This window comes from Stappia sp. (assembly GCF_040110915.1).
Taxonomy (GTDB): Bacteria; Pseudomonadota; Alphaproteobacteria; order Rhizobiales; family Stappiaceae; genus Stappia.
In genome coordinates, this window is record NZ_CP157793.1 from 4,632,744 (window position 1) to 4,645,883 (window position 13,140).

At 68.1% G+C, this 13,140-nt stretch carries 14 protein-coding genes and 1 tRNA gene; 11 read left to right on the forward strand and 4 right to left on the reverse strand.

All coding sequences use genetic code 11. The features are described 5' to 3' along the window. Positions 1-39: 39 nt before the first annotated feature. Entirely contained in the window at positions 40-1,623 is a 1,584-nt protein-coding gene (locus ABL312_RS20695) for an ABC-F family ATP-binding cassette domain-containing protein (RefSeq protein WP_349359289.1), read from the reverse strand. Positions 1,624-2,011: 388 nt separating this feature from the next. On the opposite strand from ABL312_RS20695, the gene ABL312_RS20700 reads away from it, so the two are divergent. The 5 genes from ABL312_RS20700 to ABL312_RS20720 all read left to right on the forward strand — a co-directional run bounded on the left by ABL312_RS20700 (position 2,012) and on the right by ABL312_RS20720 (position 5,357). Continuing rightward, positions 2,012-2,689 carry a response regulator transcription factor gene (locus ABL312_RS20700; protein ID WP_349359290.1) on the forward strand — a complete coding sequence of 226 codons (678 nt, stop codon included), beginning with the start codon at positions 2,012-2,014 and terminating at the stop codon, positions 2,687-2,689. Then, a complete protein-coding gene (locus ABL312_RS20705) occupies positions 2,686-4,038 on the forward strand; it encodes a HAMP domain-containing sensor histidine kinase (protein ID WP_349359291.1) in 1,353 nt (450 codons plus the stop codon). The genes ABL312_RS20700 and ABL312_RS20705 overlap by 4 nt, the downstream gene beginning before the upstream one ends. A gap of 83 nt (positions 4,039-4,121) precedes the next feature. Beyond that, positions 4,122-4,268 carry a hypothetical protein gene (locus tag ABL312_RS20710; protein WP_349359292.1) on the forward strand — a complete coding sequence of 49 codons (147 nt, stop codon included), beginning with the start codon at positions 4,122-4,124 and terminating at the stop codon, positions 4,266-4,268. Between the two features lie 45 nt (positions 4,269-4,313). Beyond that, a complete protein-coding gene (locus ABL312_RS20715) occupies positions 4,314-4,661 on the forward strand; it encodes a hypothetical protein (protein WP_349359293.1) in 348 nt (115 codons plus the stop codon). Positions 4,662-4,733: 72 nt separating this feature from the next. After that, positions 4,734-5,357 carry an exopolysaccharide biosynthesis protein gene (locus ABL312_RS20720; protein ID WP_349359294.1) on the forward strand — a complete coding sequence of 208 codons (624 nt, stop codon included), beginning with the start codon at positions 4,734-4,736 and terminating at the stop codon, positions 5,355-5,357. 143 nt (positions 5,358-5,500) lie between these two features. Here ABL312_RS20720 and hisD read toward each other — a convergent pair whose 3' ends face one another. Together hisD and ABL312_RS20730 are read right to left on the reverse strand one after the other, a co-directional pair. After that, positions 5,501-6,817 carry a histidinol dehydrogenase gene (gene hisD, locus ABL312_RS20725; RefSeq protein ID WP_349359295.1) on the reverse strand — a complete coding sequence of 439 codons (1,317 nt, stop codon included), beginning with the start codon at positions 6,815-6,817 and terminating at the stop codon, positions 5,501-5,503. Positions 6,818-6,995: 178 nt separating this feature from the next. After that, on the reverse strand, positions 6,996-7,541 hold the full coding sequence (locus ABL312_RS20730; RefSeq protein WP_349359296.1) for a cupin domain-containing protein: 546 nt from the start codon (positions 7,539-7,541) through the stop codon (positions 6,996-6,998). Positions 7,542-7,909: 368 nt separating this feature from the next. Here ABL312_RS20730 and ABL312_RS20735 point away from each other — a divergent pair, with 368 nt between their 5' ends. The 4 genes from ABL312_RS20735 (at position 7,910) to ABL312_RS20750 (ending at position 11,393) form a co-directional block, all read left to right on the forward strand. Then, positions 7,910-8,968, forward strand: coding sequence for a TRAP transporter substrate-binding protein (locus ABL312_RS20735; RefSeq protein ID WP_349359297.1), 1,059 nt, complete (start codon positions 7,910-7,912; stop codon positions 8,966-8,968). Between the two features lie 259 nt (positions 8,969-9,227). Beyond that, complete coding sequence (locus ABL312_RS20740; protein ID WP_349359298.1) at positions 9,228-9,701, forward strand: TRAP transporter small permease subunit; 474 nt, start codon at positions 9,228-9,230, stop codon at positions 9,699-9,701. Continuing rightward, a complete protein-coding gene (locus ABL312_RS20745) occupies positions 9,698-10,996 on the forward strand; it encodes a TRAP transporter large permease (protein ID WP_349359299.1) in 1,299 nt (432 codons plus the stop codon). Before ABL312_RS20740 ends, ABL312_RS20745 begins: the two co-directional genes overlap by 4 nt. Before the next feature lie 73 nt (positions 10,997-11,069). After that, on the forward strand, positions 11,070-11,393 hold the full coding sequence (locus ABL312_RS20750) for a hypothetical protein (RefSeq protein WP_349359300.1): 324 nt from the start codon (positions 11,070-11,072) through the stop codon (positions 11,391-11,393). Between the two features lie 186 nt (positions 11,394-11,579). Here the strand turns inward: ABL312_RS20750 and ABL312_RS20755 are convergent. After that, positions 11,580-11,669 (reverse strand) — tRNA-Ser (locus ABL312_RS20755). Between the two features lie 323 nt (positions 11,670-11,992). Here ABL312_RS20755 and ABL312_RS20760 point away from each other — a divergent pair. Both ABL312_RS20760 and msrA read left to right on the forward strand, forming a co-directional pair. Next, positions 11,993-12,313, forward strand: coding sequence for a hypothetical protein (locus tag ABL312_RS20760; RefSeq protein WP_349359301.1), 321 nt, complete (start codon positions 11,993-11,995; stop codon positions 12,311-12,313). Positions 12,314-12,381: 68 nt separating this feature from the next. Continuing rightward, the gene (gene msrA / locus ABL312_RS20765; protein WP_349361477.1) at positions 12,382-13,035 is read left to right on the forward strand and encodes a peptide-methionine (S)-S-oxide reductase MsrA; all 654 of its coding nucleotides are present in this window, start codon (positions 12,382-12,384) and stop codon (positions 13,033-13,035) included. The last annotated feature ends 105 nt before the right edge of the window (positions 13,036-13,140 follow it).

Below are 13,140 nucleotides of genomic sequence, written 5' to 3' on the forward strand. Positions count from 1 at the left end.
GGCGGCAAGGCGGCGCGCGCCGGTCATCCTTCCAGCCGCTCATCCTTCCAGATGAAGGGTCCTGTCCGGCGCGAGCGCGGCGATGAAGGCCGCGTCGTGACTGATCGCCAGCAGCGCGCCGTCATAGGCGTCGAGCGCGGCCTCCAGTGCCGCGAGACCGTCGAGGTCGAGGTGATTGGTCGGCTCGTCCAGGATCAGCAGCATGGGCGGCGGCACGGCCCCCAGGGCACAGGCCAGACCGGCGCGCAGGCGCTCGCCGCCGCTCAGCGTGCCCGCGCGCCGCAGGGCGTCACCCGCGCGAAAGCCGAAGCGGGCCAGCGCCGCATGGGCCATGCGGGCGGTCGCCGACGGGGCGAGGCGCTGGAAATTCTCGTGCAGCGTGCGCGCCGGATCGAGCAGCCCCACAGGCTGGTCGAGCAAGGCGAAGGGGACCATGAGGTCGATGCGGCCGCGGTGCGGCGCGATCTGGCCGGTGATGAGCTTGAGGAGCGTGGTCTTGCCGCAGCCGTTGGGTCCGGCGATGACCACGCGCTCGGGGCCGGTGAGGGTCAGCGACAGATCGCGGATGAGCGGGCGCTGCGGGTCATGGCCGCCCGTCAGGCCCTCGACCCGCAGCACGGTTCGGCCCGGGGCGAGGCCGGTCGCTTGTATGGTCATGCGCAGGGGCTGCACCGTCTCGAGCTTTTCGCGCGCGGCCGACAACTCCGCCTCGGCCGCATCGCGTCGGGCATCGCGCAGACGCGCGCCCGCGCCGCCCGATGCCTCGGCCCGCTCCCTTGCGGCGTCCATCAGGATTTTCGGCTGGTCGCCTTTCGCGCGCGCCCTGTGTCCGGCGGCGTCCTTGCGTGCCTTTCGCTCGGCCGCCTGTCGCGCGCGGCGAGCCGCCTCGTCGCGGGACTTTTCCGCATGCGCGAGGTCGCGTTCGGCCGCGCGCAGCTGCGCGTCCCTGTGTTGCCGGAACGCGCTGTAATTCCCGCCGTATCGCGCCACGCCGAGCGAGGTCAGCTCGACGATGGCGGCCATGTCTTCCAGCAGCTCCCGGTCGTGGCTGACGACGATCGCGCCGCCGGTCCAGCCCCGCAGGAGGTCGGTCACCGCCCGGCGTCCGTCGCGGTCGAGGTTGTTCGTGGGTTCGTCGAGGAGCAGGATATCCGGATCGGCAAGGATCGACGCGGCGAAAGCCGCCCGGCTGCGCTGCCCGCCGGACAGCGTCGCCAGCCGCGCCCGCGGATCGACGGACAGACCGCAGCGCTGCAGCGCGGTCTCGACCCGGGCGGGCAGGGTCCAGTCCGCGTCGGCCAGGTCTTCGGCACTGGCAAGACCGCTTTCGGCACGCGCAAGCAGATCGAGCGCGGAGCGGATGCCGAACAGGTCCGCGACCGTGTCGTCGGGCCCCTGAATTGCATCCTGGCGGACCATCGCGAGGCTGCCGGACACGGTGACCGTGCCCGCCGACGGGTGCAGGTCGCCGGAGATCAGGCGCAGCAGGGTGCTCTTGCCCGCGCCGTTGCGCCCGACAAGGCCGGTGCGTTCGCACCCGAAGGTCAGATCGAGATCGGTGAAAAGCGGCGTGCCGTCAGGCGTGGACCAGGACAGGCCGGAGAGGGACACGGAGGAGGGCATGGGGCAGCACGTCTCGCGGCGAAACCGAAAGGGGAAGGGCGGCGAGGGGCTGGTCCATGGCGAAAGCGTGTCCTGTTGCGTGGAGACCTCCACGTAAGCGCTGACCGGAGGCGATGCAAGGACCGCACCCGCCAAAGGCGCTGCCGGAACGCGGAGGCATCGACGCCGTGGAGGGCGTCGCGCCTGGCGTGCTGTGGGACCTACCGATCTCCGACCGCCTGCCATGACCGCCTGCCATGACCATCGGCCGTGATCGGCGGCGAGGCGGCGCGCGGAAGAGGGACGTGGGTGCGACGGTTCGTCCCGTCGCCCCTCGCAACACGCCGGCACGGCCCGCCGTGCGATAGAATGGCCGGGTGCTGGGACATCGTGCCGAAGGAAGAAGCGCATGCGCGTGCTGCTCGTCGAAGACCACCGACCGCTTGCGGAGGCGGTTGGCGATGCCCTCCGCCGGGCCGGTCTGACCGTCGATCACGCGAGCACCGCGCGGGAGGCCCGCGACATGGCGGCTGTGGCGCCATACACGCTTGCGATCCTCGACCTCGGTCTGCCGGACGACGACGGGTTGACCCTGCTGCCGACCCTGCGCGACGGCGGGCGACTGCCGGTGATCGTGCTGACGGCACGCGATCAGCTGTCCGATCGCCTCGCCGGGCTCGACGGCGGTGCCGATGACTATGTGGTGAAACCGGTCGAAATGCCGGAGCTGGTCGCGCGCTGCCGGGCGGTGCTGCGCCGGCCCGGAGACCGCTCCGCGACCACGCTGCGCCTGGGAGCTCTGGCGCTCGATACCGCGTCGCGGAGCGTCAGCGTCGACGATGTGCCTGTCGCGCTGGGTCGGCGGGAAGTCACCGTGCTTGAGCATCTGATGCGCGCCGCGGGTCGTGTCGTGTCGCGCCGCGCGCTGGACGAGGCGGTCTACGGGTTCGAGGACGACGTCGGGCCAAACGCACTGGAGGCCGCGGTGTCGCGCTTGCGCCGGGCGCTGGAGGCGGCAGGCTGTCCCATCCCGATCGTGACCGTGCGGGGCCTCGGATGGATGCTGCCGAGCGACGAGACCCGATGAGCCCCGCCGCCTCCCGCTCCGGTCCGCCACTTGCCAGGCTCTTGGCGCGGCGTCTGCTTCTGATCGCCGGCGCCGTCTTCGTGCTGAACTCCGTCGTCGTCGGGATCTACTACGGGTCGGACCGGCGCGCGCTGGAGGCTGAAGTCGTCGCCGATCGCATCGACGGTCTGGAAGCGGCGCTCGACGGCGCCGCGCTGCCACCCGATGCCGGTGTTCGCAAGCTCTATGCCGAGCATCCCGACGCCTATGCCTTCGCACTCGTGGATCGCGGTGGCGTTGTCCTCGATGCCATGAATGCCCGCCTGATCCCGTCCGGCGCGATCGATCTCTACGCGGACGACTGGATCACCCGCGTTGCCGGCCAGGGGGCGCCGTTTCTCGTGGCGGGGCACGAATTCGAGGGGCGCGCGGACGGCCTGCGGATGGTGTTCGTGATGCGGGATGACCCCGCACGCCTCCTGTGGCACGCCTATCTTGACGAGTTCCATGAGCATGTCTGGCTGCCGATCCTGCCGCTCGCGCTGCTTCTGATTGCGGCGAATACCTTCCTGATCCGCCGTGGCCTCGCGCCGGTCTCCGCCGCCGCCGCCTGGGCGCGCTCCCTGCGAACCGGCGCGCCGACGCCGCCGCCGCAGACCCGCATGCCGGCGGAGATCTCGGACCTCGTGGATGCCACGCAACGTTCGATCGAAAGGCTGCACCAGGCGCTGGACGCCGAGACGCGTCGCGCCGCCGAGGCCGCCCATGCCCTGCGCACGCCGCTCGCCGTGCTGGTCGCTCGCGTGGATGCGCTGCCCCCGGGCGAGACGAACGACAGGCTGCGCGCCGATTTCGCCGCCCTGTCGCGAACGGTCGGGCAGCTCCTGGCCTCTTCGCGTGCGGACATGCTCGGAGAAACGGGGGCGCAGGCGCCCATCGACCTGCGCGCAGCGGCGGAGACGGTGGTCGCCGCGCTGGCGCCCTTCGCCTACCAGCGCGGCGTCGACCTGGCGCTCGACCTGCCACAGGGGCCGAACATGGTTCTAGCCAACCGCGAGGGCGTGGAGCTTGCGCTGACGAACCTCGTCGAAAACGCGATCCTGCACGGGGGCGCCGGCCCGGTTGCGATCACCGTGGGGCCGGGACCGGTCGTGACCGTGTGCGACCGCGGACGCGGACTGCCTGACGGCGCGGACGGACGTCTCTTCGATGCATTCTGGCGCGGTCCGGAGGCGGTCCCCGGCGGTGCCGGTCTCGGCCTTGCCATCGTGGCCCGGGTCCAGCGCGCGCAAGGAGGCACCGTGGAGGCAGGCGACACCCCCGGCGGCGGCGCGGAGTTCGTGCTCAGGTGGCCGGCCCCGCATTCCTGACGGCTCGTCAGGCTGTGGTCAGGAAGACCCGGCAATGTGCCTCCGTCGGATCGATGAACGATCCCAGGATGGAGTGACCCGAGATGAGCGAACATCAGCATACCGAGACGGGCCGGAGCGACCTGCAGCGCGCAGGCGACTGGCTCAATGGCGACATCCGGGTCTCCCGGAAGGTTCTCGTCGCGGGTGGGGTGCTCCTGCTCGTCCTTCTCGGCGTCGCTCTCGACTGACGCCGCAACCTCCGTTCAGCTCAGCGATTGTCAGGACCAGCACGGATGAAACGCTTCACTTCCGCCGTTTTCGCGGCTCTCTTCGGCTCCCTCGTGATCACCGCCGCGCACGCCGACAGCGGCGTCACGCAGATCGGCGACCTGCAGCGCGGGACCATGGTCAAGGTCCAGGGGACCGTCGAACGCATCACCGACGAGGACGAGTTCCGCCTTGCCGACTCGAGCGGCGCGGTCCGCATCTACGTCGGCCCCAACTGGGTGCCGGTCGACGTCGGCGAAGCGGTGACGGTCGACGGCTTCGTCGACGACGGCTTCGGGCCGCTCGAGATTTACGCCCGCAGCCTGACAAGGGCGGATGGCACCGTCGTGGCGTTCGAGCGCCGCTACGACTGACGAGGCGGCGCGGGGCGGCTCCGCTTTCGGGCGCGCCGAACCGTCACGATTTCAAGGGCATGTGGCACATTGATGGATGTCGCCGAAGGAAGATCAGACGACAGCCGGCAGGTGCTGGACAGGCTGCATTCACGCCTGGGCGGCGAGCCGATGACGCTTGGCGAGCTGGCCCGCTTCGCCGGACCGCAGGCCAACCCCTTGCTGCTGATGTTGCTTGCCCTGCCGGAGGCCGCGCCGCTGCCGGTCGCCGGCATGAGCACGATCATAGCCATTCCGCTGATCCTGGTCTCGCTACGCATGGTGTTGCGGGGCGCGGATCCGCGCCTGCCGGCCATTTTGCAAAGCCGCCGCCTTCCGACGCGTCTGACGCGGGCGGCCCTGGGCCGGCTTGCCGGCGCGCTCGGGATGCTCGACCGCTGGTCCCGCCCGCGTTGGCAGGGCATCGTCGCGCGGACCCGGATGATCGGGGCAATGTGTTTCGTTCTTGCCCTGATCATCGCGCTCCCGATCCCCTTCGGCAACATGCTGCCGGCGCTGTGCATCGTGGGCGTCGCCCTCGGTCTGCTGCAGCGCGACGGGGTCATCGTCATGGCCGCACTCGTGGCGGCACTTGTTCTGGTGGCGGGGAAGCTGACCGCCCTGGGACTGGCGTTCGGATTTGCCATGTCCTCCTTCGGTCATGCCGCCGGCATCTGACGGATCCGCTGGCCGCAGGGCGCCCGCCCCGCGCCGGCCGGTCACGGCCTGCCGCGCGTTGCCGGCCGGGACGGCGCGCGCGACGGTGGACCCGGGCGGAATCGCTCCCGCCCGGGTCGCGCAGTTGGCTGGAGCGCTCCGGCTCAGTTGGCCGGAATGCGGGAGCCGAGCCCGGCCAGCACCAGACGGTGGTCGGCCGCACGGGCGTGGGCTTCCATGCCCTCATAAAGGCTCTGGCGCACGGCGTGCGGCGCGACTTCCGCCACGGCCGTCTCGGTCAGGCGCTGGTGGGTGCAGACCTTCACGAAGGCGCCGACCCACAGGCCTCCGGTATAGCGGCCGGCACCGGCCGTCGGCAGCGTGTGGTTCGTGCCGCAGCACTTGTCCGAATAGACCACCGACGCATTGGGCCCGATGAAGAGCGAGCCGTAGTTGCGCAGCTTCGCGGCGACCGCATCCACATCCCTGGTGATCACTTCCAGGTGCTCCGGCGCGACCAGATCGGAATAGGCGATCATCGCATCGACATCGTCGCACAGGACGATCTCGCCGAACCGCTCCCAGGCTTCCGCGGCAACGGCGCTGGTCTTGAGTTCGCCCAGGATCCGCGCGACCTCCTTCTCGACCGCCTCGGCAAGCGCGCGGCTGGTCGTGATCAGGCCGACGCGCGCCCGCACGTCATGCTCCGCCTGGGCCAGCAGGTCGATGGCGACCATTTCGGCGGAGGCCGTCTCGTCGGCAATGACGAAGACCTCGCTCGGGCCGGCCAGCTGGTCGATGCCGACCGGGCCGAAGACCTGGCGCTTGGCTTCGTTCACATAGGCGTTGCCCGGGCCGACGATCTTGTCGACGCCGGGAACGGTCTCGGTGCCATAGGCCATGGCGGCGATGGCCTGCGCGCCGCCGATGCGGAAGATGCGGTCCGCGCCCGACAGGTGGCAGCCGGCGATCATCGCTTCATGGGCGCTCGGCGGAAGACAGGCAATCACCTCGTCGCAGCCGGCGACCTTGGCCGGAACGATGGTCATGATCGGCGCCGACATCAGCGGATAGCGGCCGCCGGGAACATAGGCGCCGATGCGCCGGATCGGGATCACGCGATGGCCGAGCGTCAGGCCGGGCAGGGTCTCGACCTCGAGCGGCAGCATGGTGGCGAGCTGCTTTTCGGCGAAATTGCGCACCTGCGCGATGGCGAAGAGCGTGTCCTCGCGCATGGCCGGATCGAGGGTGTCGACCGCCTTGCGGATGTCCTCGGCGGAGACCTCGACGGCATCGACGTCGACCCTGTCGAACTTGGCGCTATAGGCGCGCACGGCGGCGTCGCCGTCCTTGCGCACGTCGGCGAGGATCTGTTTGACCGTCCCCTCGATGGCGTCGTTTTCGGCCAGGATGCTTTCCTGGGGTTTGCGGAAATAGGCGGCACCCAGGATGGACGTCGCGCGCTCGTCTGGATTGGACATGGAGCACCCTTTTTGAATGAAGAACCTCCAAGCGCTTAGGGCCGGCACATCGAGAGTGTCAATTATCCCGGACGCTTGGTGATTATTCTCACCAATCCCGCGCGCGATTCCGGCCCTCCGACTGCGCCGCCGGGCAGGTCGAGGGGCAGGGCGCGAAGGCGGGCGAAAGGTTCCCGCGTCAGTAGGTCGGGGGTGTGATCGCGCTGACGATTTCCGCCGGCTCGTCGCCGACATTGCGAAAGCGGTGCTCCTCGCGACTGTCGAAGTAATAGGCGTCGCCGGGGCCGAGCACCTCGGTCTTCGCGCCGGCGCGGACCTCGATCCGCCCGGACACGACATATCCGGCCTCCTGTCCCTCATGCGACAGCTGGCCGCCCGTGTCGGCGCCGATCTGGTAGGTCTCTTTCAGGAACTGCAGGGTTCTGTTGGGGTGGCTCATGCCGATCAACTTATAGGAAATTCCACGCACATTTCCGATTTCCGGCAATTCGTCGGCCCGGTAGAAGGGGCTGTGACTGCCCATCTGCACCCCGTGCAGGAAGCCGACGAGCGTGCTGCCGAGCGCGTCCAGGATCGCCTGCAGCGTGTTCAGCGAGGGGCTGACCTTCTCGCGCTCGATGAGCGAGATCGTCGAATGGGACACGCCCGAGCGCAGCGACAGCTCGCGGATGGTCAGCTGCCGCCGGCGCCTGAGATCCCTGATCTTGTTTCCGATCCTGGCCACAGTCGGTCTCCGTCATTTGGCCGGCCCTCTTAATCACGATTTCTCCTTGCGCACCAGAGCGGCCCTCCTCGGGCGCCGGTTGACAGCGGTCGCCGCCACCGCTGCCCGGTCTTGGTGTTGAGTATTTTAGACAGGGCCCCGGGACCGTCTGTCTGGCCGTCCTTCGACCTGCTAGCAGTGGTGGAGTAGCCGGCATGCCGACGGGGAGGTCGGGGCCGACGATACGGAGCCTCGGGCCTTTCGGACAGTTTTCGAACGGGCGAACAGTGTTCGAACGGGCCCCGGCGTACCGGCAGGGCAGCGACCGTGCCGCCACGACACTTCAGGAAATCCGACGAGGGTTCCGACGACAGGGAGCAAATTCCATCATGACGTTCGCAGGATCTATCCAGGCGTTGAAGCCGATGAAAGCGGTGACCCGGGGCGCTCTGGCGCTGGCGTGCTCCGCGGCGCTCACCTTTGGCGCCGCCGCCCAGTCCGTGTCGCTTCAGATCGGCACCATCGAGTCGCCCACGGGTGCGAACTCGCAGGGCTGGCAGGCGTTCGAGCAGTATGTCGAGGCGGCGTCGGCCGGCGACATTTCCGTCGAGCTGTTCCACTCCGGCCAGCTTGGCGACACGGAGAAGCTCCTGGAAGGCGCGAAGCTCGGCATCAACAAGATGGTTCAGGGCGACGAGACGCTGACCGGCGCCTACGACCCGATGCTCGCCTGGTTCACGCCGTACCTCTTCTCCGACGAATTCGTCATGAAGGCGTTCTTCGAGAGCGCGACCTTCGCCGAGCTCAACGAGATGATGGCCCGCGATCTCGGCGTGCGCGTGCTCGCCGCCGCCCCTTACGGCTTCTACAATTTCATCAACAAGACGCGCCCGATCGACAAGCTGGAAGACCTTGAGGATCTGAAGCTGCGCACGCTGCCGAGCAGCCAGCTCACCATCAAGGCCTGGGAAGCGCTGGGCGCATCGGCGACGCCGGTCTCCTGGGGCGAGATCTACACCTCGATCAGCACCGGGGTCATCGACGGGCTGGGGCATACGCTCGGCATCATGGTCGACCAGAAGTACTATGAGGTCGCCAAGAACGTGACGCTCGACAACAGCATCGGCGTGGTCAACTTCTACCTGATCAACGAGAAGTTCTGGCAGTCGCTCGACGACGAGCAGCGCAAGGTGCTGAAGCGCGGCGCCGAGATCGGCGCGGCGGCGGAATTCGGCATCGCCAGCTATCGCAACCGCGTCGACGCGCTGAAGGTGCTGGCCGACAATGGCGTCGACGTCCGCCCGATCAGCGAGGCCGAGCGCGCCCGCCTTCGGGAGGCGGCGCAGTCCGCGGTCGTTCCCTGGATGAAGGAGATGATCGGCGCCGAGGTGGTGGACAAGGTCTTCGCCGAGGTCGAGGCCATCGAAAAGCGTCTGAACGCCAACTGAGCGAAGGGCCATTGGCCCGCGGGGCGCCGGATTTTTCCGGCGCCCTTCTTTTTCCGAAGGCGCGGATTCCGGAGGCGCGGCGGCGGAAGGCGCGCCAGGCGCCCGTCGAAGCACGGCCGCTTCGCGATTGCGCCGTCTCGGGCTTCGCGCTAGATCGGCCGCGCCCCCGTCGAGTCCTCCGCGCGACGCCGCGCGACAGGAAGGCCGCCGCTTTCCCCTCTTGCCCGCGGGACCCATCATCGAAAAGGCAGGTACCGTCATGACGCGTTTGCTGGCCCTGATCGATCGTTCGATCCAATTGTTCATCGCGGCCTGCATGGGCACGATCATGGTCGTCATCGCGCTCCAGGTCGTCATGCGCGCCACCGTCGGCGCCTTGCCCTGGCCGGAGGAACTGAGCGTCATCCTGATGCTCTGGGGGCTGCTGCTGGCTGCGGCCTACACGCTGAACGAACGCGGTCACGTCGGGATCCAGATCTTCGTCGACATGCTCGGTCCCCGGCGGGGCGCGCTGATCAGCGCCTTGATGCATCTCGTCATCATCGTCTTCTGCGCCGCCGTCATCTGGGGGGCCTACGACAAGGTCGCCTCCGTGTGGAACCTCAAGACCGGGGCGCTGCGGATCTCGCGCGCGGTGCCGCAACTCGCCATTCCGGTCAGCGCCGGCGCGTTCATTGTCGTCTGCCTGCGTCTCATCGCCGAAGACATCGCGATCTGGAGGCGCGCGTCATGATCCTTCTCGTTCTTCTTGCCAGCTTCCTCGTCTTTCTGGTGCTGGGAATGCCGGTGGCCTTCGCCATCGGCGCCGCCAGCCTCGCCGCGCTCGTCGCCAGCGGCGACAGTCTCGTCCTGCTGCCCCACTTCATGTACATGGGCATGGAATCCTACGTGCTGGTGTCCGTCCCGCTGTTCGTCCTGGCCGGCGAACTGATGCTGCGCGGCGGCATGACCCGCTCGCTGACGGATTTCGCCGACATGCTGGTCGGGCGCCTGCGCGGCGGCATGGGCCACACCAATATCGCCGGCAGCGTGTTCTTCGCCGGCATCACCGGCTCGGCCTCGGCCGACACGACGGCGCTCGGCTCGGTGCTGATCCCGGCGATGGCGGAAAAGGGCTACGATCGCGCCTATGCGACGGCCGTGACCATCGCCTCTTCCGTCATCGGTCCGATCATTCCGCCGAGCCTGACCTTCGTGATCTACGCGATGGCGGTCGGCGGCGATGTCTCCATCGGCCAGCTCTTCGTCGCCGGTATCGTGCCGGGCGTTCTGGTCGCTTTTGCGCTGATGGGGATGAATTCCTGGATCAGCCGCAAGCGGGGCTACGAGAAGCGCGGCGAGCGGTTCACCTGGGCGGAGATCGGCAGCATCACCCTTCGCAGCCTGACGGTGCTGGTGATGCCCGCCATCATCGTTCTCGGCGTGCTCAGCGGCGATTTCACCGCGACGGAAGCCGCGGCGGTCGCCTCCGTCTATGCGCTCGGCATCTGTCTGCTGTTCACCCGGACGCTGAGCCTCAAGGATCTGCCGTCGATCTTCTTCGATTCCGCCAAGGTCAGCTCGATCATGATCCTGCTGCTGGCGACCAGCAGTGTCCTGTCCTATGTGCTGACCACCCAGGGCGTGCCGCGCTACCTGGCCGAGTTCTTCAACGCGGTCACCGACAACAAATATGTCTTCCTGCTGCTGTTGAACGTGATCCTGCTGGCCATCGGCACCGTTCTGGATCTCTTTCCGGCGATCATCATCTTCGGGCCGATCTTCGCCCAGATCGCCGACGGCTACGGGGTCGACCCGGTGCACTTCGCCATCGTGTTCTGCGTCAACCTGCTGCTCGGTCTGAACACGCCGCCGGTCGGATCCGGGCTCTTCATCGGCGCGGCCGTCGGGCGGGTGAAGCTGGAAAAGCTGATCCGCGAGGTGCGGCCCTTCATCCTGATGGAATTCGGTGTCCTGCTGGTGCTCACCTATGTGCCCGCGCTGACGACCGACCTTCCCGCCGCGCTGATGTCCTTCTTCGGCGGCTGACGAGTGCGGGCGGTTGCCCTGCCACCGCCCGTGACATGACCGCCCGCGCATCTCCCGACACGCGATGCGGAGGATGCTTCTGCCCGGTTCGCCGCGGCGCGCTGGCGATGCCGTGAGGCATGCCGGTCAGGCCCGATGCCAGCACGATGAAGCATCTGGGGCGGTCGCCGGTCAGGAGACGGTCGCCGTCTATCCGGGCGGGGCGGATCGTTGCCGGATCGATATCCAGACCGATAGCTTTCACGCGTTCTTTGTCCACCACGATGCCTGCGATCCCGTGACGTTTGGCGCGTTAGATCCGCGCGCCAAATCCGGATCGAGTGTCCGCCATCAACCGGACAGCCCTCACTGCGCGTTCGCGCGGCGGATCTTGAGGCTAGAAGGAATTGTCGATTGACGGCGGTTCAAGACGCGCTCGAACAGCGATTTTCCGACCTGAAATCAGATGCCATTTGATCTCGCGCGCTCCAACTTCCGGGAGAAAGCTCGAACCCGGCGGGGTCGCAAGGCGAAGAGCCGTCCGAGCTGACGCGAGGCCCCGACTGGAGCGAAGCCCGAAGGATGACAGCGCGAAGTCTGAGAATGGCGGAGAGAGAGGGATTCGAACCCTCGATACGGTTTCCCGTATACACGCGTTCCAGGCGTGCGCCTTAAACCACTCGGCCACCTCTCCGCAGCCGGCTTTCCGCAACCCTAGGTCCGGAAGCAGGTCCGGATTTGGCGGAAAGCACGTGTGACGGGGTCGTGCTCATCGAGCGTTTCCATGCGCCACAGGAGGCGCACTATACTGAGCGCGTCGGCGAGTTCAAGCGGCGATCCGCCCGCGCCGGCCGCTTTTCAACACATGCGCCGCCGCTCTCGCGTCGTCACGCTTGCGCGAGCCGCGCGGGTCCCGCGTTGCCTCGCGTCGCAGGCGGTCCTATGTTCTCGCGCAGATGTCGGGACCAGCCCCGCAAAGCCTTTGGAGACAGGAAAGTCTTTGGAGACAGGAAAGCCATGATCCGCTTCGTTGTTCGGCTTCTTGGCCTCTGGTTGCTCGCCGTGGCCCTCGTCATGCTCGTCGTCGACGGCACCAAGACGATCGCGGCGGCGCAATGGATGGCGACGCCGCTCGGCCAGCTCTGGTTCGATTTCGCGCCCGAATCGCTCAACACCGCGCAGGCCGCGATCCAGCGCCATGTCGCGCCGGTCCTGTGGGATCCGGTGATCCAGACGGTCCTGACCTGGCCCGCCTGGGCCGTCGCCGGTCCGCTGGGCTTCCTGTTGATGTGGCTCGGCGAACGCCGTCGGGCCCGTCGCCGCCTGCATCCGGCCTGACGGGCCTCTGCCAGGCGCATTCCGTCGCGCCGGGCTCGCTTATCCGAGGAGGGATACCCTTGTCGTTCATGACGATGCTGACCAACAAGTTCACCATGGTGACGCGCGACGCGGCCCTTCCCGGACGCGCCACGCCGATCATGACGCCGGGCCCGCATGCGGTGAACGGCGTGCCGATCGACCGCGCCCCGCAGGCGGGCGAGGAAGAGGTGCTCCTCGGGCTCGGCTGCTTCTGGGGCGCGGAGCGCCTGTTCTGGCAGATGCCCGGGGTCGTCGTCACGGCCGTCGGATATGCCGGCGGCTACACGCCCAATCCCACCTATCACGAGGTCTGCACCGGGCGCACCGGCCACACGGAAGCGGTGCGGGTCGTGTTCGACACGACGCGGCTGACACATGACGCGCTCGCCCGTGCCTTCTTCGAGGGGCACGACCCGACCCAGGGCATGCGACAGGGCAACGACACCGGCACGCAGTACCGTTCGGCGATCTACTTCGCCTCCGATGCGATGCGGGAGGCGGCGGAGAGGACGCGCGCCGCCTATGCGGAGGCGCTCGAGGCGGCCGGTCATGCCCGGGCGATCACGACCGAGATCAAGCCGCTCGAGGCGTTTTATTTCGCCGAGCCGGACCACCAGCAATATCTGGCCAAGAACCCGGGCGGCTATTGCGGGCTGGGAGGCACGGGCGTCACCTGCCCGGCCCCGGTCGCGCGGGGGTAGGGCGCCCGTCTCCCGCACCGTTTCAGGTGGTGAAGTATATTAGAAGTTGAGGCGCGGGAATTCCCGCGCCTTTTTGTTGTGCTCTTGAAATTTTACCTGCGTTTA